The organism is Streptomyces sp. NPDC086080, assembly GCF_044540255.1.
Taxonomy (GTDB): domain Bacteria; phylum Actinomycetota; class Actinomycetes; order Streptomycetales; family Streptomycetaceae; genus Streptomyces.
In genome coordinates this window covers 37,341-58,309 of sequence record NZ_JBITRU010000009.1, presented here as the reverse complement: position 1 = coordinate 58,309, position 20,969 = coordinate 37,341, and the positions used below count along the sequence as shown (strand labels likewise).

Sequence of the window (20,969 nt, the reverse complement as noted above, 5' to 3'; positions counted from 1 at the left end):
GGGCGCCGCGGCCGGCACCGAGAGGTGCTAACGGGCCTCGACGAACACGGGGTTGGAGTAGAACCACAGGTCGTCCCACGGGCTCTCCAGCCCGTCGGCGAGCGGCTCGGCCTCATCGGTGCTCGTCCCGCGCACCCGCACGTAGAGATCCGTCCCGACGTCGCGCAACGTGTATCTGATGACGTGGTCGTGCCCCTGCCGGCGCCAGTCGCGCGGGCCGAACCGCGCCACCACCTCCGTGGTGGGGTTGGTGTCGGCATCGAGGCTGGAGCCCGGTCCCGTGACCTGACCGGCGATCAGGTCGACGCGACGCACCTCGGGACGCCGGCCACCCGCGTTCTCGCCCCTCGCCGGGCGGAACCTGATCTCGATGTCGACCTGATCGCGGTCACGGCGGCCGAGGACAAGGGTCCCGCCCATCGCCGCACCACCGTGCCGGCCGGTGACGGTGAGGTCGAGACGGGTGATCAGATCACCGGTTCCCACCCAGATCCGGCCGTTGCGGAGCCCGTCCATGATGTCGGCGTAGTCCTGCCGGGCGTACACGTGGGTCTTGCTGTACTCGCCGGGCCAGAAGTCGGAGCCGCCACGGGTCCAGTGCACATGGGAGTCGGACGTCGCGGTGATCCACCAGCGGCGGCCCTCGCCCAGCAGGGAGTCCCACAGACCGCCCACCCGCGCGGTCATCTGGTCGAATCCGCCGTACGTGGGGTGGCCGCGGTAGCCGCCGCGCGCACGTCCGATGAGCGGATCGGCCTGGTGTCCGGGTGACCCTTCGAAGCCCACGTAGACGTCCGGGGCGTCGTTGTTGCCGTTGCGGAACTCGCGCGGGGTGTCCTGTCCGTAGACACCGAGACCGGTGGCCGAGCGGGACACGTGGTGGGCGATGACCAGCGGCTTGTGCCGCATGTCCTTCGCGGTCCTCAGGAACTCGACCATTTTGGCCTCGGTGTTGCGGCCGGGGTCGGTGGGGAAGGCGTCGTACTTGGCGAAGCGGCTCTCGAGTTCGAACAACTGCCCCGCCTCGTCCGCGTGGTGCGGGATCATCAGCGTGTGGTGGTCCAGTGCGGGAGCGTCGAACTCCATGCCCCAGAACTGGAGAACCCCGGGCACCAGGACGCGTGAGCGCAGCAGCTCCGGATAGGCCAGTTCCAGATTCACCTTCGAGTGGTGGGACCGCCGTGGTCGGTGCACATGATCCAGCCGAGGCCGAAGTGCTTGGCCATGATCGCGTTGGTGACGATCGGATACACCGCGTCCGCACCCTTGTGGAAGACAGGGGGACTGGTGGATGTGTCGAACTCGCCGCTGTACTCGGAGTGCACGTGATGGTCACCCGCGCGCCATGCCCTCCCGCGGGAACCGCCACCAAAGGCGCGGTCGTCACCGGCCGCTCCCACGGCGGAAGTAGCCCCTGTCAGCGAGCCTGCGGCGACGAACGTCGCCCCCACACCCGCGTACTTGACCAACTGGCGTCTGGATACAGCCGAAGATGTGTCGTCCTGGACGTCGTTGCCCTTCACCGCTCAACCCCTTCGTCCGCATGCGTGCGTCATGCCGGGGCGGCCAAGTCTCGAGCCGCCCGCTGAACACGGCGTGAACAAGGCCGCCGTACCAGGAGAACAAAGCCCGCGGGGCGCAGGACCGCCGCCCAGCCGACGGACGGCGGAACGAGCGATGCCATCCGGTGAACGGTCGGCGAAAATCCGCCCGGCGGGGTGTTGCCGTGCGCTGGACGCACCCTAGCGTCCCCGGCATGTCTGATGTTTCCCGCCGTCACGTGCTCGGCGCTCTCGCCGGAGGGACCGCGCTCTCCTTCCTGCCTCCGTCGCTGCACGAGGCGATGGCCGCGCCGGTGCCGCGCGGCGGCCTGCGTGCCATCGAGCATGTGATCGTCCTGATGCAGGAGAACCGCTCCTTCGACCACTACTTCGGAACCCTGCGGGGTGTGCGCGGCTTCGGTGACCCCACGCCGCTGCGTCTGCCGTCGGGGGCCGGTGTCTTCGAGCAGCCGCGGCCCGGCGGCGGCGCCGTCCTGCCGTTCTCGGCCCGCCGTGCGGCGCTCGACGCGGGCCGCCCGGAGAGCGACATCCAGTACCTCGGCGCGCTCGCGCACGGCTTCCGTGACGCCAACCAGGCCCGGGCAGAAGGATGGTGGAACGACTGGGTCGCCGCCAAGACCCAGAGCAGCATGGCCTTCTACGACCGGCACGACATCCCGCTCCAGTACGAACTCGCCGACCGCTTCACCCTCTGCGACTCCTACTTCTGCTCGGTCTACGGTTCGACCAACCCCAACCGCAACTACCTGTGGACCGGCACGACCGGCTACGAACCGGACGGTGGCGGCCGGGCCGTCACCAACGCCGCCTACGACCACGACCACGCCGGCTACACCTGGACGACGTACCCCGAGCGCCTGGAGGCCGCCGGTGTGTCCTGGCAGATCTACCAGGAGTGGGACAACTTCACCGACAACGCGGTGGAGTACTTCCGGCCCTGGAAGGAGATCGGCCGGAAGATCCTCTCCAGGGTCACCGGCAGTTACGCCACCACCGAACAGTTCTACGACAGCCTCCTGCGCAAGAGCCCGGAGCAGCGCGAAGCCGAACTGGCACAGTTCCAGCAGGGCGTCGACGCGCTGACGGAGGCGGAGCGCCGGCTGTTCCTGCGCGGCGCCCACCGCGGCGAACCGGACACCCTCGTTCAGCGGATCAGGTCCGACATCGGCAAGGGCACCCTGCCGCAGGTCAGCTGGGTTGTCCCGACGGCGGCGCTGTCCGAACACCCCAGCACCTCCACCCCGGTCGGCAGCGCGAACCTGGTCTACGACCTCCTCGACGCCATCGCGAGCGACCCGGACACCTGGTCGAAGACGGTGCTGCTCATCAACTTCGACGAGAACGACGGCTACTTCGACCATGTCCCGGCCCCCGTCGCGCCGCGGCCGGCCTCCGGCAACGACGACGACTGGTACGACGGCAGCCCGGTCGGACCCGGTCCGCGCGTACCGATGACGATCGTCTCCCCCTGGACGGTGGGCGGTTTCGTCAGCTCCCAGGCGTTCGACCACACCTCGGTCATCCGGTTCCTGGAGAGGTGGACCGGCGTCCACGAGCCCCACATCAGCGCCTGGCGCCGCAGCGTGTTCGGTGACCTCACCTCCGCCTTCGACTTCCACCACGGCCACCGGCAGCCCGAGGTCGTGCGGCCCGGCCCGGTACCCGCCCCGGTCGGCCGGTGGAACCCCGTACCGCCGCCGCACCAGTCGCTCCCCGCGCAGGAACCCGGCACCCGCCGGACCCGCCCCTCCCCCTACCGGCTGTCCTTGCACGCCGACGTCACCCGAACCGGCGTCCGCCTCCGCCTGAGCAACGACGGAGCCACCGGTGCGTGGTTCACCTCCTACCCTGGCGACGGCACCGCCCCGCACACCTGGACCGTCCCCGCGCGCGGCACAGCCGACCACACCGTCGACCACGGCGACGACGGCTACGACATCCAGGTGCACGCACCCGGCTGGTCGCTGTGGGAGCTGCGCGGCACCGGCGCCGGCGCCGAGGCCCACCTGGCCGGGCATCCCGCCACCGGCCAGGTGCGGATCGTGTGCTCCAACCCGACCTCCACCACCCGCAGGCTCCTGGTCGGCGAGTCGGTCCACTCCGGCGGGCACGGCGACCGCGTGCACACCGTCACCCTCGCGCCCGGCTCGTCACGCACGGTGCGGCTGCGCCCGGCGGACCACGGCTGGTACGACATCGTGGTCGTCGACCGCGACGACCCGGTCTTCCTGCGCCGCATGACCGGCCACCTGGCCCACGACAGGCCCGGTGTCACCGACCCCGCGACCGGCACACCCCCCGTACTGGCCGCGGCCATCGGCCTGCCCGAACCGCTGCCCTCCCGGAGCGCACCGTTCACCCAGGGCGTCCCCGCCGATGTCGTCGTCACCCTGCGGAACCGCGGCGGCGACCGGCTCGACCACCTCGTCGCCGCCCTGACGGCCCCCGCCGGCTGGACGGTCGAACGGCACGGTACGGCCCCCGCGACGCTCGCGGCAGGAGCCTCGGCCGACGTGCGCTTCACCGTCACCCCCTCCCGCGAGGCCACCGCCGGCCGGCTGGCCGTCGCCGCGCACGCCCGGGGCGCCGGACTGCTCAGGTTCGCCGACGCGCGCGTGCACACGGAGGCCGCTCCCGCCCTGACCGTCGCGCTCACCGGTCCGGCGAGCTCACCCGGTACCGACGGAGCCGTCCTGTCCCCGGGCCGACCCGCCACCGTGAGAGCCACCGTCACCAACGCCGGCAGCACACCGCTCACCGGCCTGACCCTCACACCGGTCCTCCCCGAGGGCTGGACGGCCACGGTCCGCGGCAGCGCGCCCACGTCGGTTCCGGCGCGCTCGGACGCGACCCTGGCGTGGGACGTCGTCGCGCCCGTCACGGCGGCACGCGTCTCGGCCACCCTCCGGGCGATCGTCACGGCGACGCGGAGCGGGGGCGCTACGGAGGCGTCCGCGTCGCTGCCCGTCAGGACGGGACCCGTCATGACGGGCCACCTCCTCGCGGAGGACTTCGAGTCCGCGGCCCCCGCCCTCGCCCCGGCCGCCGATCTCGGCCGACCCGGCCTGCTCGGCTGGACCCGCACCACCCCCGAGGGCTGGACGGTCACCAACGCGGCGGACATGCCGAGGGGAACGCGTGAACTCCAGGGCTGGACGCTCATGTCCAAACAGTTCTGGTTCCCCGCCGGGCAGAACCGCGCCCACTTCACGCGAGCCCTCGGTGTCATCGCCGTCGCCGATCCCGACGACTGGGACGACACCGGCGGCCCGTCGGGCCGTGGCCGGTTCGACTCGACCCTGACCAGCCCGGCGGTGGACATCCCGGCCAGCACCTCCACCCTGCATCTGGCCTTCGACTCGCACTACCGGCAGGAGAGTCCCCAGGAGGCCGAGGTGACCGTCGAGTTCGACTCCGGCGACAGGGCCAGGCTGCTCCACTACAGCGGCGCGGACTCCGGCAACGCCAACCAGGGTCTGGATCAGGAGAACCGTCTCGTCCGGCTCTCCTGCCCCGTCCCGGCCGGGGCCGGTTCGGCGAAGGTGTCCTTCCGGCTCTTCAACGCGGGCAACAACTGGTACTGGGCGATCGACAACATCCGGCTGGACACCGCGCCGATCACCGACGCCTGACCCCTCCGACCGGCCGGGAACGCGCACGCCGGGCCACATCGGGCGGCCCGGCGTGCCGCGCGGCCGGGCGGCCGGTCGCACCGGCGGAGTGCGCACGTCCTTGTCGAAGACGACTGAGAGATCAGCCGGTCAGTCCGGCCGCGGTCAGCGTGAGGTGCCGGGCCAGCAACGCGGCTGCGGTGTCCGCGTCACGGGCCAGGGCTGCCTCCTCCAGCCGGCGGTGCTCGTCGACCCCGTCCCGGCCGGGGGTGCGCCGGGACGACCAGCGGCGCGCGAGCTCGCTCGCGGTCCACAACCGGTCGAAGGTCTCCAGCAGTACGGGATTGCCGCACCCCTCCAGCAGCGCGCGGTGGAAGGACCGGTGGGCTTCGGACCACTCTTCGCTGTAGTACTCGCCGCCTTCCGGCGCGTACACCGGGGTGCGGGTCAGACGGTGGTGGGTGGCCCGTACGCGCGCCTCCCAGTCGACGTCGCCGCGCTCGACGGACAGGCGCAGCACGACCGGTTCGACGGTCCGGCGCGCCTCCGTGATCTCCTGCCAGCGCCGGTCGGAGAAGGCCGGGACGGCGAAACCCCGGTTGGGCAGCCGGTCGGCGAGGCCCTCGCCGACCAGCCGCACCAGTGCCTCGCGCACGACGGCCAGGCTCACCCCCTGGTCCTTGGCGAGGTCCTGCGGTTTGAGGGCGTCACCGGGGGAGTGGTCCCCGCGCATGATCGCGTCCCGGAGAAGCGCGTGGACCTGCTCGGAGAGCATCCGCTTACCGGCGGGAGCCGAGGTCGAGGCCGTAGGAGTCATGACCTCACCATAGACGATCCATAGATGATCCCTTAGATAATCGATTATCAGTGGTATGGTCGATTGTGTTGCGGCCGGAGCCACTGCGAGACGCCGCAGGCCCGTCCACAGGCCCACATGCCCGACACCCGGTAACACACCCTGAAAGGAACGACGCCATGAGCGCCAACGACCCCTTCGCCCGCCTCCCCGAGGCGGCCTCCTTCACCGTCACGAGCACCACCGTCGCCGACGGTGGCGCCTGGCCGCCCGAGCAGTTCTCCTCCGGAGTCCCCGGCGGCAAGGACATCTCTCCCCAGCTGTCCTGGAGCGGAGCCCCGGACGGCACCAAGAGCTACGCCGTCACCGTCTACGACCCCGACGCCCCCACCGGGTCCGGGTTCTGGCACTGGGCGGTCGCCGACATCCCCGCCACCGTCACCGACCTGCCCGAGGGTGCGGGCGACGACACCGGATCCGATCTGCCCCGGGAAGCCTTCCAGCTGCCCAACGACATGCGCGCCCCCGCTTCGTCGGCGCCGCCCCGCCCGCCGGTCACGGCCCGCACCGCTACTTCGTCGTCGTGCACGCCCTCGACACCGAGACCATCGGCGTGCCCGCCGACGCCACCCCGGCCGTGCTCGGCTTCACCATGGCCGGCCACATCCTCGGGCGGGCGGTCCTGACCGCCACCGCCGAAACACCGGCCTGACGAGCGCTGCGTCCCGCCTTCAACGCGGTGTCACCCAGCCGGGCGTCCAGGAGCCGGCCGTGTCGTGGCCGGCCACCTTGGCGGAGAGGTGGGCGCGGAGGGTGACCAGCGCGGGGTGGGGGTTGTCACGGTGCCAGAGGAGCGAGTGCGGGTAGACGGGGGTCGGGTCGACGACCGGGATACGCCGCAGGTCGTGACCGGCAGGCCAGACGAGACGGGTCTGCTCGCTCATGAGGGTGGCCAGGGCGGGAGTGTCGGCGACGGTGTCGAGCAGCGCGTCGGAGCCGAAGTTCGGTCCGGTCGCCTCGATGGTGAGGCCGAACTCGGCGACGAGGTCGTCGTAGTAGGCGGCCCACTCCGTCCCCGGCACGATGCCGGGCATCCAGATCCGGTGCCCGGCGAGCTGGGCGACCGTCACCGACCGGGCGCCCGCCAGCGCGTGGGCGGGGCCGGTGAGGAGCTGGAGCGGCTCGTCGAGCACCCGGACCGACTCGATGTCCTCGGGGAGCGGCCGACCGGGCATGGCGACGGCGCGGAAGGACGCGTCGAGCGATCCGGACCGGAGGGCGGCGATGGCCGTGTCGATGTCGAACAGCATCACCACGTCGAGGTCGATCTCGGGGTGCGCCCCGTGGAAGCCACGCATCAGGCCCGACGGTGCGATGCGTGAGGCGATCACATCGACACGCAGCGGACGGCGGCCCGGGCGCACGGACGCTTCCGCGCGCTCGGCCACCCGCAGCAACTCGCGCGCATGGGGCAGGAACGCCTGCCCGTCGATGGTGAGCCCGGCGCCGCGGGCGGTCCGGGTGAACAGCCGCACGCCGAGGCCGCGTTCCAGCGCGGCGATGCGCTTGGAGACAGCCTGCTGGCTGACCGCGAGCTCGGCGGCGGCCTCCTGGAATTGTCCCGCGTCGGCGGCGGCGACGAAGGTCCGAACGGTGTCGAGGTCCACCCCGCCACCATAGAGCCACAACCATTGGTTGTGGCATGCGGGCCTCAGGGTTGTTTGATCCCTGGTCATGACGCTCGCTTTGATACTCCCGATCGCGAAACGGTTGTACGGGAGACTGAGTGACGGGGGCACGGACATGAGGAGCGGACACCGGCTCGGGCGGCCGTTCGGGTGGCTGTGGGCGGCGTACGGGACCAGTGCGCTCGGCACTTGGCTCGCCCACGGCGCGTTCCCCCTGATCGCCGTCCAGGTGCTGAACGCCGGACCGGCCGAGGTCGCCGCGCTGTCCGGCGTGGGCACCGCGGTGGGCGCGGCCGTGGCGGTGCCGCTCGGCCCATGGGTGGAGTTCCGCCGCAAGCGGCGGGTGCTGATCGCGGCGGACCTGGTGCGGTGCGCGGTGCTGCTGACGGTCCCCACCGCGTTCGCGTTCGGCGCGCTCACCTACCTCCAGCTCCTGCTGGTCTCGGTTGCCGTCGCGGCAGCCGACATCGTCTTCCGAGCCGCCTCCGGCGCCTACCTGAAGACGCTGCTGCCGGACGAGGACCTGCTCGTCGCCAACGCCCGCCTCGAGTCCACGGCCTGGACGGTCACGATCGTCGCACCGCCGCTGGGCGGTGCGACGATCGCACTGCTCGGTCCGGTGGCGACCGTGGCGGCCGATGCGGTCACCCACCTGCTGTCGGCTGCGGGCATCCGCGCGACGGGCGGGGAGGAGCCGCCGCCCGGGCGCCGGGAGACCGGACGCCCGCGGGCCGGTGACCTGTTCGACGGCTGGCGGTACATCCTGGCCGACCCGACGCTGCGCCCGCTGTTCTTCAACACCGTCCTCTTCAACGGCCTGCTGATGGCCACCTCACCCCTGCTGGCCGTCCTGATGCTGAGCCAACTCGGCTTCACACCATGGCAGTACGGCCTCGCCTTCGCCGTCCCCTCGGTCGGCGGGCTGCTCGGCTCACGCCTGGCCCGGCCGCTCGCCACCCGGTTCGGACAACGTCAAGTCCTGGTCGTCGCCGGGTCGGTGCGCGCCCTGTGGCCCATCGGCCTGGTGTTCCCGGGGCCGGGCACCGGGGGACTGCTGGTGGTGATCGGCGTCGAGTTCGGGCTCATCCTCTCCTGCGCGGTCTTCAACCCCGTCAGCGTCACCTGCCGCCTCCAGCGCACCGTGACCGAGCGGGTTTCCCGCACATGGACAGCCTGGGTGGTGACGACCAGGGCCACCACCGCGCTCCTGACGGTCCTGTGGGGTGTGCTCGGCAGCCTGCTCGGCCCACGCACGGCCATCGGACTGGCCGGCCTGCTCCTGCTGGCGACCCCTTCACTGCTGCTGCGTCCCCGCGCGTCGGCCCTCCGCTCCGAGCCGGACCCGGCACACGATCAGAGGGAGCCGACGCCGGTCGGTTCCGACGGCCCGAAGAACTGACCGTCCCGCACACGGGCATCGGTCGCGGCCCGCAACCGGCAGCGCGCCCTGCTTAACCGACTGGGAGGCCAGCAGGGCCGGCCGCGCGGTCGGTCCGGTGCGGTACGAGCCCTGGACGGGCGTAGCCTCCCCCCGTCCGGCGTAAGGAGACGGCACCCGGCATGCCAACAGCCCTTCGTGTGGAGTAACAGTCTCCCTATGACACGCAGAAGCAGCGCTCATACGGGCACCGGGCACCGCGCGCCCGCACGCCGGATCCGCACCGCCCTGGTGGTTCTGGTCGCCACGGCCGCCGTCCTCGGCACGACCACCGCGGTGGCGGCCTCGGCGTCGACCGCCCCGGAACCCGACTGGGACGCCATCGCCGCGTGCGAATCCAGCGGCGACTGGCAGGCCAACACGGGCAACGGCCACTACGGCGGACTGCAGTTCTCCCAGTCGAGCTGGGTCGCGGCCGGGGGACTCGAGTACGCACCCCGCGCGGACCTGGCCACCCGCGCGGAACAGATCGCCGTGGCCGAACGCCTGGCCCGCATCCAGGGGATGTCGGCCTGGTCCTGCGCCTGAACCGTCCGCCGGCCGGCAGGTCCTTCTGGTGCGCCATGTCCAGCGCGTTGCCGTCCTGGTCGACCGGGCGCCGGAGGTACTTGCGCTCGCCGTTGACCTTGATGACGACCTCGTCCAGGTGCGCCAATCGCTGCGTCGGGGCAGCCGACGCATGCGCCGACCCCACGAGGCCATGACGTCCCCCCGGGATTCAGGTGGTGGCCTCCTGTGCCCCGAGGTCCTGAGTCGCGCGTGCCGAGCCACGACCAGCTCGACGGTCGGATGATGCCCTGGATGCAGCCGATCGTCCTCGTCGGCGCAGACGTTGCCAGCGCCGACCCCCTACCGCACTGAGCGACTACTGGCGCCCGGCGCGAGCAGGCCGGTGAGCCCGAACGGTGATCTCCCAGGAGAGGTCTGACATATTGGCGGGCTTTCCAAGTCGTCCGGCCTGCGCCGAGGCAGCTCACCTGGTCATGGCAGAACCCGACACAGCCTCTCGGCGGGTCGAGGAGGGTGCGGCCGATGCGACGTGCTGAAGCAGGAGACGCCGTGGCAGAACCCGGCGCCAATTCGCCGGGTCCCGGGTCCGCCGCGGCCTGAGAGGGCATCCGATGATGCGCCGTGCCGGCCGTCGGCGCGCTGGGCGCAGATCTTCAGCGGTGCGGCGAACGACAACCCGCCGACGACGCCGGTGCCGAAGGCTACGACCTGGTGGTTTCCGCTGCGGGGGTAACCGGGTTCGCCGAGGGCAAGTATGGCGGCCGCCCGCAACGCGACGTCCACCGCGGCCTGCAGATCCTCACGCTCCGCGCCGGCGGCGGCGTGGACGGGGTCGCGTCCCGCGAGGTGGTGTAGGCGATCACGCGCTTCGCCCTCCGGTACCCGGCTCGCGGTGATCTCCACGTCGGCGCGGCGCGCGAAGCGGCCCGGTCAGGCGCCGGGAGTGCCCCAGCCGGTCGATGTACCCGGCGTGACCTGCGAGTCCGGTCCGTTGATCGGCTACACCACCCGGCGGGACGCCATCGTGGACGGCCAAGCCCTGGCTCAGCGTCATGACAAAACGGGCCAGAGCCGCGGTGTCGGTGCCGGCCACGAGGTCACCCTCCTTCTCCGCTCGGGCCAGCCGCTGCGCGAGCTTGCCCTCGAAGACCGCCCGGTAATCGGCCAGGAACTTGGAGATACCGCTGTATGAAGTTTCCCCGTGATCCTGGACACTCTTCTTCTACGCTGCGCGTGTTTGGTCGTTTGAGGTGTGCTCGACGGATTCAATCGGTCGTCGCAACGCTGGTGACGAGGACGGCGAGCCACGGCTCGTCCTGCCGGGGCGCAGTTGGGAGGAGTATCTGGAGCTCGGCGTCACGGAAATCCGGGAGTACGGAGCGGAATCGCTGCAGGTGTACCGGCGTCTGCGCGCTCTGCTCGAAGGGCTGCTGGAATCCGTGTCTCACGAGCGGCGCGACGCCGTGCGGTGCGAACTCGTGCTGCTGGAAGCGGCTGTGGAGGGAGAGTTCCCCGATCCTCTCCGCCGCGCTCTGGCACGTACGGGAGATCGGCAGGGCATCGGGGGAGGTCAGCCGCTGGGCGGCGTGTCGGCGGGGTGACCCGTACGTCGTACGGGGCCGGCGCGCCGGCCGGCGTTCCGTCCCACCACCACGGCATCCGTCCAGCTGCTGCCCGGACCGCTGCGAACGGCACGAGCAGCACAGGACGCGGGCGTATCACGCGACCGCGGTGCCCTCGAGTTCGACCATTTGCCCGGGGACGGCAAGCCGTGTCACCCCGAGCATCGTGGTGGCCGGTGCCACTCCGGCGGTGCCCAGGCGTGAGGCCAGCACAGCGTAGTGCGGGAACAGCAGATCGACGTCCGTGGTGTAGACGTTGAGCCGGACGAGGTTCGCGAGGGACATGCCGGCCTCGTCGAGTACGGCCTCGAGGTTGTCGAGGCTCAGGGCCAACTGGCCGGCCATGTCACGGTCGTGCAGGGGCTTGCCGTCGGCGTCCATCGCGGTCTGCCCGGAGCAGTACAGGGTCCGGGTGTGCCCGGAGACGAGCTCACCCTGGTTGAATCCCATGTCCAGCGACCACGTCACCGGGTTGACTGCCGATCTTTGCACTGTCACGGCAACTCCATTCCATGCTGAGGGAATACGTATGTTCGTCGGCGGCAGCCGTCATCGCCGACGTCGGTGCTGACGAGCCTTCCAAAAAAACATGACATCGTTGGTCATGTATTCGATAGCTTCCTCGTATGCGCGCCGATCGACTGATTTCACTGGTGCTGCTCCTGCGTCAGCGTGGTCGGCTGACCGCGGACACGCTCGCCCGGGAGCTGGAGGTGTCCACCCGTACCGTGCTGCGTGACATCGAGGCGCTCTCGGCAGCCGGTGTCCCCGTCTACGCCGAACGCGGCCGGCACGGCGGGTTCGGGTTGTTGCCGGGTTTCCGGACGGAGCTCACCGGTCTGAATCACGACGAGGTCCTCGCCGTGCTGACGGCCGGGGCAAAGCGTGGTGAGCACGTGTTCGGTCTCGGTTCGGCGCTCGCTTCGGCCATGCGCAAGGTGGCCGACGCACTGCCCGAAAGCCATCGGGCCACCGCGAGTGACGCGGCGCAGCGCATTCTCGTGGAGCCGCGGACCGACCTGCTCTCACGTCGGCCGGTCACTGAGGAGGTACCCGACGCGACCATGCGGGAGATCCGGCGCGCGGTGCTCACCGGACACAGACTGCGCATCCATTACGCGGCCCCGGACCAGAGCCCACGGTGGCGCACGGTGGACCCGATCGGCCTGGTCACCGTACGCGACAGGGGCTACTTGCTGGCCAGGAGATCCGGTGCGGACCGTACCTATCGGCTGTCGCGGGTGTTGGCCGCCGAGGAACTTCCCGAACCGGCACAGCGGCCGAACCGCGTCGATCTGGACCGGGTCTGGCGGGAACGCTGCGCGGAGTTCCTGTCCAGCGGCCATATCGCCGTGCTGGTACGGGTGCACCCGGACCGGCGGGAGGACCTGCTGAGCTGCGCGGTGGCCGTCCGTGGCGCGGAACCCGACGCGGACGGCTGGCTGCGGCTGGAGGCGTCGTTCCAGGATCTACGACATGCCGAGTGGGCACTGTGGCAGCTCGGCACGGACGCGGAAGCCCTGACCCCGGAGTCGCTGCGCGACGCGCTGCGAGACCACGCCACCGCGATGGCCGCCCGCTACCAGCACCCACCCTGAGGTCTCACCGGGGTCGCCGCCGCGCGGAGCGGCGCGGCCCTCTCCGTGTCCACCGGGCCGTGGGGCTCACGCCCCTGTCCGCCCGACGACGGCGTGGGCGGGCGGGCGGTCTGCCGGAGACAGGCGGACAATGGCAAAGTATGGGCATCTGGGGCAAGCGGGACGACATGCTGGTGCACGCACGGCAGCCGTTCAACGCCGAACCGTCCCCGGCCGCGCTGGCCGGCGCTCCGACCACACCCGTCGACGCCTTCTACAGCCGTAACCACGGCCCTGTCCCCGACCTCGACCCGGCGCAATGGAAGCTGGAGGTGGACGGTCTGGTGGGGACGCCCTTGCGGATGTCGCTGGAGGAGCTGCGGGAGAGCTTCGACGAGGTCGAGGTGACGGTCACCCTGCAGTGTGCGGGCAACCGGCGGGCGGGCCTGATCGCCGTCCGTGACATTCCCGGCGAGACGCCGTGGGGCCCGGGCGCCATCTCGACCGCCCGCTTCCGCGGCGCGCGGCTGGCCGACGTCCTGGCCCGGGCCGGCGCCGAGCCGCGGACCGCGCACATCGCCTTCCACGCCCCGGACGTCTCCGCGTCGGCGGATCCGCCACAGCCCTATGCGGGATCCATCCCTCTCGGCAAAGCGCTCGCGCCGGAGGTCCTGCTGGCCTGGACCATGAACGACGTGCCGCTGCCCCGCGTCCACGGAGCCCCGCTGCGTGCTGTGGTGCCCGGCTGGATCGGTGCCCGCAGCGTCAAATGGCTCACCCGGGTCACCGCGAGGAGCACACCCTCGGACGGATACTTCCAGACCTCCGCCTATCGTCTGCTGCCCGCCGGCTTCCACGCGGACCGGGCCGCTCCCGGAGACGGCACCGAGCTCGGCCCGACCGGACTGAACTGCGACATCCTGTCCCCGGACGACGGCGCCCGCCTGCCGCGGGGCCCGGTGGAGATCATCGGCTACGCACTGGCCGGAGAGGGACGTGCCGTCGCCCGGGTCGAGGTGTCGCCGGACGGAGCCCGCACCTGGACCCGCGCCGACGTGTACGGGGCCGACGGGCCATGGGCGTGGCGGCACTGGCGCGCCACCGTGAACCTGCCCGCCGGCGAGGTGGAGGTCGTCGCCCGGGCATGGGACTCCGCCGGTGCGTCCATGCCGGAATCCCCAGGCCCCTTGTGGAACCCCAAGGGCTACGCCAACAACTCCTGGGCCCGCGTCCGCCTGCACCGCCGCTGACGGGTCTCCGGCCGTCGGCCGGGCGGCTGGGCCACGCGGCGCGCCGACCCCTCGTCCGCCCTCACGGGAGCCCCGGGCGAGCGACGATCTTTTCACACCGGGTTTTCCGGGTACCCGCGGTCCTGGACAGGTACAGGGCGTCGGCACGCTGCGCGTGTCCGCCCCCCCGCGAAGAACGGACCAGGAGGAATCAATGAGCACGGTCAAGGACACGGTCGACGTGGACGTCCCGCTCCGCAGGGCGTTCGACCAGTGGACGCAGTTCGAGGACTTCCCGCGCTTCATGGAAGGCGTCGAAGAGGTCAGGCAGCTCGACGAGCGGCACAACCACTGGACCACCAGCATCGGCGGTGTACGGCGCGAGTTCGACACGGAGATCGTTGACCAGCTCGTGGACGACCGGGTCACCTGGCGGACCGTCAGCGGCGACACCCGGCAGCGTGGTTCGGTCCGGTTCGAGCCGCTGGACGACACGCACACCCGTGTGGAGCTCACCATGGAGGTCGAGCCGACCGGTGTCGCGGAGAAGGGCGCCGACGCCCTGGGCCTGATCGGCCGGCGGGTCAAGGGCGACCTGGGCCGTTTCAAGGACTATGTGGAGAGCGGCGGCAGTACGGGCGGCTGGCGCGGACGCATCCGGCCGGAGAACCCGGGCACCGATCACTGACGGCTCGGCACGCCGATACGGCCGTGGCGCACACAGCGCGCATCAGGTCGGCACGGGCTCCCTCACGTGCACAGTGCACGGGGAGCCCGTGCCGCGTGCTGCTGAGCCGCGGACCGGCATCCCTCACGGACGATCGGGCAGCTTCAGCCACTCGTCCCAGGTCAGGTCCCGGCCGATGAAGCGCGGCCGCTCGAAGGGCCAGTCCGCGGCGATCCAGACCGGTACGAAGGCGTCCAACGCCCGTTCCAGCTCGCTGCCCACCTGGTCGTCGACCACCCACCACGAGATCTCGGCGTCCGCTCCCTGCTTCTCCGGCGGGTCGATGTAGACGCAACCGCGCAACGCCGTGCGGTCCTCGCTCTCGATCGTGTAGTTGAACGACTCGTGAGCCTCGACCTCCGCGGCGTGCCGCTCCAGATCGGCGCGGTTCGCCTCGTATGACATCGTGGCAGACGGCCAGCCCCATGCCGCGCCGTAGATCGACCACAGCCGCTCCCGGGACCCCATCACCGCCGGATAGTCCAGGGGTGCGTCGGCACCGCTGATCGGGCGCAGTCGATGGCCTCCACCGCCGGGAATCTCGGCGTGGAGGGGATGGGAAAAGTCTTCGGGTAGCCAGGTCATGAGCGTGAGCCAACCACGCGCAAAGAGGCAGCGCAAAGCAGTAAGGCCGTCGTCGCCTCAGGTGGTGCGGTGGCGCTGTTCGTGCCTGCCGGCCGCCGCTTCCGTGCCGGACGGAGCCGGCGGCAGGGGAGGAAGGCCCGCGGAAAGGTCCGGCAGCAGGACGGGCTCCAGCCGGATCCGGTCCTGCCTGGCCAGGTAGCGCTCCAGTTCCGCCGGCCGGTACCCCGGGTCCCGGTCGAAGCGCTCCTTGGCGGGCACGGCCAGGAACTCGTTGCCGTCGGGTTCACCGTTGCTGTCCACCGCTTCCCCCAGCGGCCGGTGCCAGGGCCTGGTCAGCCGGTACATGCCCGTCCGTGAGACGTGGAGGTCGCCCGAAGCGTCGGGCCGTACACGGAAGTCCACGCTCTCCTGAGCCCTCATCACCCCCGGACCCTCCGTGCTCAGCACATCCTTGTCGAACTCCAGCCCGTGCCGGCGGGCTTGGTCGACCATCCACAGCAGGGTGATGTCGGACAGCCCCGTCTCCCGGTAACCGCCGCCGGCATCGCAGTGGACACCCGCGAACCACACCTGCTTCAGCTCCTGACCCTGCGCGGCGGAGCCGGGAAGCTGATGCCACAGGGCCGGCCGGAACGCCGAGCGCTGCTCGTCCGTGGCCAGAACATGGAAGGCCGCCCTGGTCCAACTGCTCAACTCGGTGTTGTGGAAGGCCCAGCGGCGGTTGAACCGGGCCACCGCCGGTCGCATCCACGCCGTGTCCGGAACCGGGATGCCCAGGGCACCGACCGTGTCCCACACACCGATGAACGCGATCTCCGTCTCCCGCGCGTACGAGCGGCGGAACAATGTCGCGGCCGCGCCGTTCGGCTGCTCGATCCGGTCACGGTACAGGGCCCATGCCTCCGGGATCCGGTCGGCGTGGTCCCTGCGCAGGATGCCACTGTTGCGTACCAGCCCGGCCAGGCTGCGGGCGGTGAACGCACCGCGGCTGAAGCCGAAGAGGAACAACTCGTCGCCGGGCTCGTACGTCTCCACGAGGAACCGGTAGGCGTCCATGACGTTGCGCGAGAGACCGGCGCCGAAGGCCCCGCCGCGTAGTCGGTCCCGTCGATGGGTACCGACACCGCTGTGGTAGTAGACCCGTTGTTCCCTCCCGGCAACGGACCCGGGGCGCACGGACAAGGCGACCTTGGCGACGTTGGTCTTGCTCGGCTGATCCGCGAAATTCCATGTGCCGTCGCAGCAGACGACCAGACGCTTGGCCATGACCATCCCTCCTGGCGAGAAGCGGGAAGCGGCCCACAGCACCATTTCCAGCGTCCCACCGTCCGAGGGAGCACGCCACGGGAGAGCGGAGCGACAGCGCAGGCGTCACGGGCCAGGATCCGCACCCGGAGGGGGGCCGGGCCGTCCTCGGGCGGGTGTGCCGGGCCGGAGGGTCGGCACACCCGGCGTGCCGGTCGGCCGCCGCAGCAGCTCGCCGTCGACGTACAGGTCGACGTGCTCGTTGTAGAACGCCACCATGCCTGCGACGGCCGTGGCCTGGACCGTCGGGAAGTCGTAGCCCCAGAGGATGTTCTCGTGGGTGGCGATCTCACTGTCGAAGGACCAGTAGCCGCTCGTCGTCCCCTTGTAGGCGCAGCGCGTGACGTTCTCCGTGCGGCGCAGCAGCGGCCAGTCGACGTACATCCGATCGAGGTAGTAACGGGTCGGCAGACCGGTCTCGAACAATTTCACACAGTGCGGGGCGTCGGCCAGCGTCAGGCCGTCCACGTCCACGCGCACACTGCTGGAGGAGCGCAGCGCGTCGATCCGTGAGTAAGGGCTCCTGGGGTGGACGAAAACGGGTTCGTCCTCCTCGAACCACGAGTCCAGTGAGTCCCACTCGAAGCGGACTGTGCCCCGCAGACCTTCCGGCACACCGTCCTCCCAGATCCAGGCGGCCCCTTCGCGGAGCGTGTCGCCCACCCGCAATGAGTGGCGTCGCGCGCGTCCCGCACCGAACTCCTCGGCGTGGTCGTCGTCGCTCAGGACACCCTCGACCAGATCCTCCAGCGGGATGCTGAACTGAGGGTACGCACGCCACTCCCACACATAGACGGCACGACGGGTGTCGAAGACGACCCGCCCCGCCACCATCCCCCGCAGGCGCCGCGGCACGGGTTCGACATGCCCGACGGGGACGATCAGGCTCGGGTGCAGGACACTCTCTCCCGCCATCGGCTGCCACCTCGATTCGCTGGATCCACGGGCGCTCCGGCGTTTTCGGGGCATCGGCCACGCCTGCCAGGTCCAAAGATGCCGCTGACCGCCCGCACGTTACCAAGCATGAGACCGGCCGGGGCAGGCTCGCACGGCAAACGGGGTAGCCCCGCGTGCACGATGCCGGCTCGGATCCGAGTCTGTGGTCATGAGCCTCCGTCCCTGGGTCGTCGTGGAGCCGCCGGACAGTCGTGGTCTGCGTGGCGTCACGATCGGTGGCGAGACCGTCGGCAGTGCCTGGTCACCGGCCGAACTGCGCAAGATTCTCGTCCGCCACGGCTATCCGGAGAACATGGATCTGGACGATCCGGCAGCCATCTGCTGGCGCGGGGGTGACAGCGGGAACTGGCCGGACCGTGCCTGGAAACGCCGCTCGATCATGACACTCATGACGGCCGGCCTGCTCATTTCCATGCTCTTCAACACAGGCATCGGATGGCCCGATGCCTCGGGCGCCCTGACCTTTGCGCAACGGATGACGGGCGTTCTGTTCGTTCTCTCGGGCCTGGTGCTGGGTGTCGCGGCGGTGGCGGCCGTCGACTACTGGAGCAGGCGGAACTTCAAAGCCTCCGGTGCGATCGTCCTGCTGGGGGTGTTCATCGTGCTGGCTACGGACAGCCTCCTGTTTCTCCTCTGGAGCGAGGAGAGGGAGTACACACGAGACCTGCTCGTCTATGTGCCCGCGCTGGCCTGGTCCGTGTGGGCGATGTTCCTGCTGGTGCGCGAAAAATCATGGAGAGGAATACCGCAGCCCAAGAAGTTCGCGGCAGGAGTGGTCGCCACGGCACTCCTGACGGCCATCAGCCTCGCCTACTCCACGATGTACCAGCCATCGGCCGCTCCCATGCACTTCACCCTGGAGGCGGAATTCGGCAAGGCGTGGGAGGACAACAATCTTCCCTATGTGCACGTACCGCTGACGCTGCACATGAAGAACACCGGAGGTATCCCGGTGTACATCCTCAACGACATCTACACGGTCCGCGGCAGGACCGCCGTGTACTCCCGGGGAAGAGAGGACCTGACGGAGGAGTGGAAGGAGAGTGTGGAGAAGCGAGGGGCGCGCGAGGGCGAGGCCGAGCGCTATGTCGACGAACTCACTTACACCACCATAAGCAGCGGCAGGTTCCACGACCCCGGAAACTCACTCGACGTGGGGCAGGAATACAGGGTGAAGCGCATCTTTCAGCTTCCCCGGAACGCCGGATATGACACGGTGCGTGTCGAATTGCAGATCTCGTACATGAGAAAGGACCGCGGAAAGCTCGATGTGGAGGAGTTCAGATCCCCTCACCGTTCATGGAACGAACACGACAGCACGTACTATTGTGAGCCGTTGGCATGCGGCGGTCAGTTGGTTCATCGCGGAAGAGTGCGGCACAACAACAACCTCATCAACGTGACACGCAAACCACGCTATGTGACGGTGGTCTGGTCCCCCGGAGGTCAGTTCATCTCCTCCATCTCATCCGTCCCGTTCAACTTCCGCGGACTCGGTGACTACGCGGAGGAAAGGAGAGAGCTGGAAAGGTACGGAGCCGCGAGGGCCCGGGCCGATTCGGAGATCTCCTTGGCCGAACTGCTGCGGTCGGCCGGGCTCTGATCCGATCACTCTCCGGTCTTCGTGAGCCAGGTGCCCACCGTGACCCCGGACTCCTCGTCGAGGTACTTGGCGGTCTGCTCGCAGTACAGCGCGGAGCCTCCCAGAGTCCCGAACAGCTTGTCGCGCGGCACGAGTTCGGCGAGTGCGGTGATGAGCGGCACGACCTCGAACGGGCCATGGGCGTGCTCGTTGCTCCGCAGCTGGGCGAGCACGTCGAGCATGTCGTCGCTCTTCTCCTCGGCCTTCCAGAAGTCCTTGACCCCTTCTTCCTCCCACTGAGCGGGAACCAGCTTCTTCAGCCCCTCCATGAGGTCGGATTCCCGGGTGGACTCGAAGACGGCGCTGGTGCAGAACGCGGCGGCCTTGCCGAGAGACTCCCTCGGGCGCTCCTGGGCGGCCGCGGCTTCCTCCTGTTCGTTCTTCATGCGCGAGGTCTTCTCTTCCAGCTCCTTCCCTGCCTCCGACCGCTCCTGCTGGGACGTCCCGGGGTCGTTGATCTTCTTCATCAGCGCGCTCACCTGCTGTGTGACGCGCGCGAGTTCCTCGCGGTCCTTCGGCGGAGTCCTCGGGTCCCGTGCCACCTCCATGGAGGCGCCCACCCCTTGCAGCGCTTCCGGCGTGTTCTGCGGTGTGTCCGAGCTTGCCGGAGGGATCTGGCTCGCGTGAGTCGAGTCGGCCACCAGATGGCGCTGGCTGCTCTCCGCGAGATGATTCGCGTCCATCACCGTCGCGATCATCGGATCCCGCACCTCCGGTGGCGTCTTGGGTTCGCAGATCATGTCCAGGGTGGACGTGGTCCGTTTGATCACCAGGATGAGCATGGACCGCTCTTCGGGTGCCACCCCGGGATCGCTGACCACCTCGAGTGCCGAGGTCACCTGCTTCACGATCGCGGTCAGCTCTTTCCGCAGCTCGGGCGGTGTGCTCGGGTCGCTGATGGCTGCCAGCGCGGTGGACAGATGCTCCGCGCTCTCGACGACCCCCTGCCTGTCCTGAGCCAGTGTCCTCGGATCGTCGACCCTGGCGACGACGGAGATCAGCGTCTCCACGGCCGGCGCGAGTTCTTCGGGGACCTGATCCTTCTGCTCGTTGAGAGTCGATGTGGCCTCGTCGATCTTCACCGTCTGCTCCGGCGGGGGGTCGGACGTCTGTCCCTCCGTGTCACCGGGGTCTGCCGGCTGGGTGGTGTCGGGTTCGCTCGGTGTGGAAGGGGGCGAGGTCGTAGGTCCCGGCGGGTCGTCGGAATCGGGCGAGGGGCCGGTGTCCGGCGGTGCGTCGGGGGGCGGATCGGGGTCCGTCGAATCGGTCGTCGGGGGAGGAGAGGGCGGAGGCTCCGTGGTCCGGGCCAGTGCTCCGGGAGTGCCCTCATCGGGGCTCAGAGGATCCGCCGCGGCGATCGTCGTGCCCGCCGGCAACGCCAGCGCCGCAGCCAGAAGAGATGCGCCTGCCGCATGGAAGATGTGTCGCCGCGAGATTCTGGCCATGATGATTCCGGATACGTTGGCACCGTGATGTCTCGTTCGAACCGGACTCCGTCCGCGGACGCGGAAGCGGCTCCGGGACATGAGGAGTGACTGGATGAAGATCCGGTATACATCCACTCTTCACCTGCCCGGAGCATCCCGCAACGGGAAGACGGGACCATGACCGGGACGTCCGCCGGCCAGGCCGTTGCCGGAACCGACCCCGCCGACGGTGCCGGACCGGGAGCGGGAGGACCGCGCGTCAACACTGAGCCCAGTTCTCGGAGTTGGAGCCC

At 70.1% G+C, this 20,969-nt stretch carries 19 protein-coding genes and 2 pseudogenes; 11 read left to right on the top strand and 10 right to left on the bottom strand.

The genetic code is table 11. The features are described 5' to 3' along the window. Window positions 1–27 precede the first annotated feature (27 nt). Both ACIF9R_RS13840 and ACIF9R_RS13835 read right to left on the bottom strand, forming a co-directional pair. Entirely contained in the window at window positions 28–1,161 is a 1,134-nt protein-coding gene (locus ACIF9R_RS13840) for a phosphoesterase (protein ID WP_399978695.1), read from the bottom strand. Continuing rightward, window positions 1,158–1,523: a hypothetical protein gene (locus tag ACIF9R_RS13835; protein WP_399978693.1), complete on the bottom strand. Its 366-nt coding sequence runs from the start codon at window positions 1,521–1,523 to the stop codon at window positions 1,158–1,160. Before ACIF9R_RS13835 ends, ACIF9R_RS13840 begins: the two co-directional genes overlap by 4 nt. A gap of 233 nt (window positions 1,524–1,756) precedes the next feature. On the opposite strand from ACIF9R_RS13835, the gene ACIF9R_RS13830 reads away from it, so the two are divergent. After that, window positions 1,757–5,194 carry a phosphocholine-specific phospholipase C gene (locus ACIF9R_RS13830; RefSeq protein WP_399978690.1) on the top strand — a complete coding sequence of 1,146 codons (3,438 nt, stop codon included), beginning with the start codon at window positions 1,757–1,759 and terminating at the stop codon, window positions 5,192–5,194. Window positions 5,195–5,315: 121 nt separating this feature from the next. Here the strand turns inward: ACIF9R_RS13830 and ACIF9R_RS13825 are convergent, their stop codons facing one another. After that, on the bottom strand, window positions 5,316–5,990 hold the full coding sequence (locus ACIF9R_RS13825; RefSeq protein ID WP_399978687.1) for a GntR family transcriptional regulator: 675 nt from the start codon (window positions 5,988–5,990) through the stop codon (window positions 5,316–5,318). 287 nt (window positions 5,991–6,277) lie between these two features. Here ACIF9R_RS13825 and ACIF9R_RS13820 point away from each other — a divergent pair. Next, window positions 6,278–6,681 (top strand): annotated as a pseudogene (locus ACIF9R_RS13820) (YbhB/YbcL family Raf kinase inhibitor-like protein). A 19-nt stretch (window positions 6,682–6,700) separates the two neighbouring features. Here the strand turns inward: ACIF9R_RS13820 and ACIF9R_RS13815 are convergent. Beyond that, window positions 6,701–7,636: a LysR family transcriptional regulator gene (locus ACIF9R_RS13815; protein ID WP_399978684.1), complete on the bottom strand. Its 936-nt coding sequence runs from the start codon at window positions 7,634–7,636 to the stop codon at window positions 6,701–6,703. Between the two features lie 136 nt (window positions 7,637–7,772). Here ACIF9R_RS13815 and ACIF9R_RS13810 point away from each other — a divergent pair, with 136 nt between their 5' ends. Together ACIF9R_RS13810 and ACIF9R_RS13805 are read left to right on the top strand one after the other, a co-directional pair. Next, window positions 7,773–9,056 carry an MFS transporter gene (locus ACIF9R_RS13810; RefSeq protein WP_399978682.1) on the top strand — a complete coding sequence of 428 codons (1,284 nt, stop codon included), beginning with the start codon at window positions 7,773–7,775 and terminating at the stop codon, window positions 9,054–9,056. 198 nt (window positions 9,057–9,254) lie between these two features. Then, window positions 9,255–9,623, top strand: a complete 369-nt coding sequence (locus ACIF9R_RS13805) for a transglycosylase family protein (protein ID WP_399978679.1) — start codon at window positions 9,255–9,257, stop codon at window positions 9,621–9,623. A 43-nt stretch (window positions 9,624–9,666) separates the two neighbouring features. On the opposite strand, the pseudogene ACIF9R_RS13800 reads toward ACIF9R_RS13805, so the two are convergent. Continuing rightward, window positions 9,667–9,789 (bottom strand): annotated as a pseudogene (locus ACIF9R_RS13800) (IS6 family transposase); the annotation flags it as partial. A gap of 437 nt (window positions 9,790–10,226) precedes the next feature. On the opposite strand from ACIF9R_RS13800, the gene ACIF9R_RS13795 reads away from it, so the two are divergent. Genes ACIF9R_RS13795 through ACIF9R_RS13785 form a run of 3 tightly spaced genes read left to right on the top strand, consistent with a single transcriptional unit; the run spans window position 10,227 to window position 11,206 of the window. Continuing rightward, window positions 10,227–10,460 carry a hypothetical protein gene (locus tag ACIF9R_RS13795; protein WP_399978676.1) on the top strand — a complete coding sequence of 78 codons (234 nt, stop codon included), beginning with the start codon at window positions 10,227–10,229 and terminating at the stop codon, window positions 10,458–10,460. 37 nt (window positions 10,461–10,497) lie between these two features. Continuing rightward, a complete protein-coding gene (locus tag ACIF9R_RS13790; RefSeq protein WP_399978674.1) occupies window positions 10,498–10,797 on the top strand; it encodes a hypothetical protein in 300 nt (99 codons plus the stop codon). Between the two features lie 58 nt (window positions 10,798–10,855). Continuing rightward, window positions 10,856–11,206, top strand: coding sequence for a DUF2254 family protein (locus tag ACIF9R_RS13785; protein ID WP_399978671.1), 351 nt, complete (start codon window positions 10,856–10,858; stop codon window positions 11,204–11,206). Window positions 11,207–11,323: 117 nt separating this feature from the next. On the opposite strand, the gene ACIF9R_RS13780 is transcribed toward ACIF9R_RS13785, so the two are convergent. Beyond that, window positions 11,324–11,719 carry a RidA family protein gene (locus tag ACIF9R_RS13780; protein ID WP_399979100.1) on the bottom strand — a complete coding sequence of 132 codons (396 nt, stop codon included), beginning with the start codon at window positions 11,717–11,719 and terminating at the stop codon, window positions 11,324–11,326. Between the two features lie 134 nt (window positions 11,720–11,853). Here ACIF9R_RS13780 and ACIF9R_RS13775 point away from each other — a divergent pair, with 134 nt between their 5' ends. The 3 genes from ACIF9R_RS13775 to ACIF9R_RS13765 all read left to right on the top strand — a co-directional run bounded on the left by ACIF9R_RS13775 (window position 11,854) and on the right by ACIF9R_RS13765 (window position 14,721). Further along, on the top strand, window positions 11,854–12,825 hold the full coding sequence (locus ACIF9R_RS13775) for a helix-turn-helix transcriptional regulator (RefSeq protein ID WP_399978668.1): 972 nt from the start codon (window positions 11,854–11,856) through the stop codon (window positions 12,823–12,825). Between the two features lie 140 nt (window positions 12,826–12,965). Then, window positions 12,966–14,054, top strand: coding sequence for a sulfite oxidase (locus ACIF9R_RS13770; protein WP_399978666.1), 1,089 nt, complete (start codon window positions 12,966–12,968; stop codon window positions 14,052–14,054). A 193-nt stretch (window positions 14,055–14,247) separates the two neighbouring features. Then, window positions 14,248–14,721 (top strand): SRPBCC family protein, encoded by a 474-nt coding sequence (locus ACIF9R_RS13765; protein WP_399978663.1) that lies wholly within the window; start codon window positions 14,248–14,250, stop codon window positions 14,719–14,721. Window positions 14,722–14,844: 123 nt separating this feature from the next. Here the strand turns inward: ACIF9R_RS13765 and ACIF9R_RS13760 are convergent, their stop codons facing one another. The 3 genes from ACIF9R_RS13760 to ACIF9R_RS13750 all read right to left on the bottom strand — a co-directional run bounded on the left by ACIF9R_RS13760 (window position 14,845) and on the right by ACIF9R_RS13750 (window position 17,565). After that, on the bottom strand, window positions 14,845–15,345 hold the full coding sequence (locus tag ACIF9R_RS13760; RefSeq protein WP_399978660.1) for an N-acetyltransferase: 501 nt from the start codon (window positions 15,343–15,345) through the stop codon (window positions 14,845–14,847). A gap of 57 nt (window positions 15,346–15,402) precedes the next feature. Beyond that, window positions 15,403–16,611, bottom strand: a complete 1,209-nt coding sequence (locus ACIF9R_RS13755; RefSeq protein ID WP_399978658.1) for a DUF2235 domain-containing protein — start codon at window positions 16,609–16,611, stop codon at window positions 15,403–15,405. Between the two features lie 105 nt (window positions 16,612–16,716). Next, window positions 16,717–17,565, bottom strand: coding sequence for a DUF427 domain-containing protein (locus ACIF9R_RS13750; protein WP_399978656.1), 849 nt, complete (start codon window positions 17,563–17,565; stop codon window positions 16,717–16,719). Between the two features lie 190 nt (window positions 17,566–17,755). On the opposite strand from ACIF9R_RS13750, the gene ACIF9R_RS13745 reads away from it, so the two are divergent. Continuing rightward, the gene (locus tag ACIF9R_RS13745) at window positions 17,756–19,210 is read left to right on the top strand and encodes a hypothetical protein (RefSeq protein ID WP_399978653.1); all 1,455 of its coding nucleotides are present in this window, start codon (window positions 17,756–17,758) and stop codon (window positions 19,208–19,210) included. Window positions 19,211–19,215: 5 nt separating this feature from the next. On the opposite strand, the gene ACIF9R_RS13740 is transcribed toward ACIF9R_RS13745, so the two are convergent. Continuing rightward, a complete protein-coding gene (locus tag ACIF9R_RS13740) occupies window positions 19,216–20,331 on the bottom strand; it encodes a hypothetical protein (protein WP_399978650.1) in 1,116 nt (371 codons plus the stop codon). Window positions 20,332–20,969: the final 638 nt, after the last annotated feature.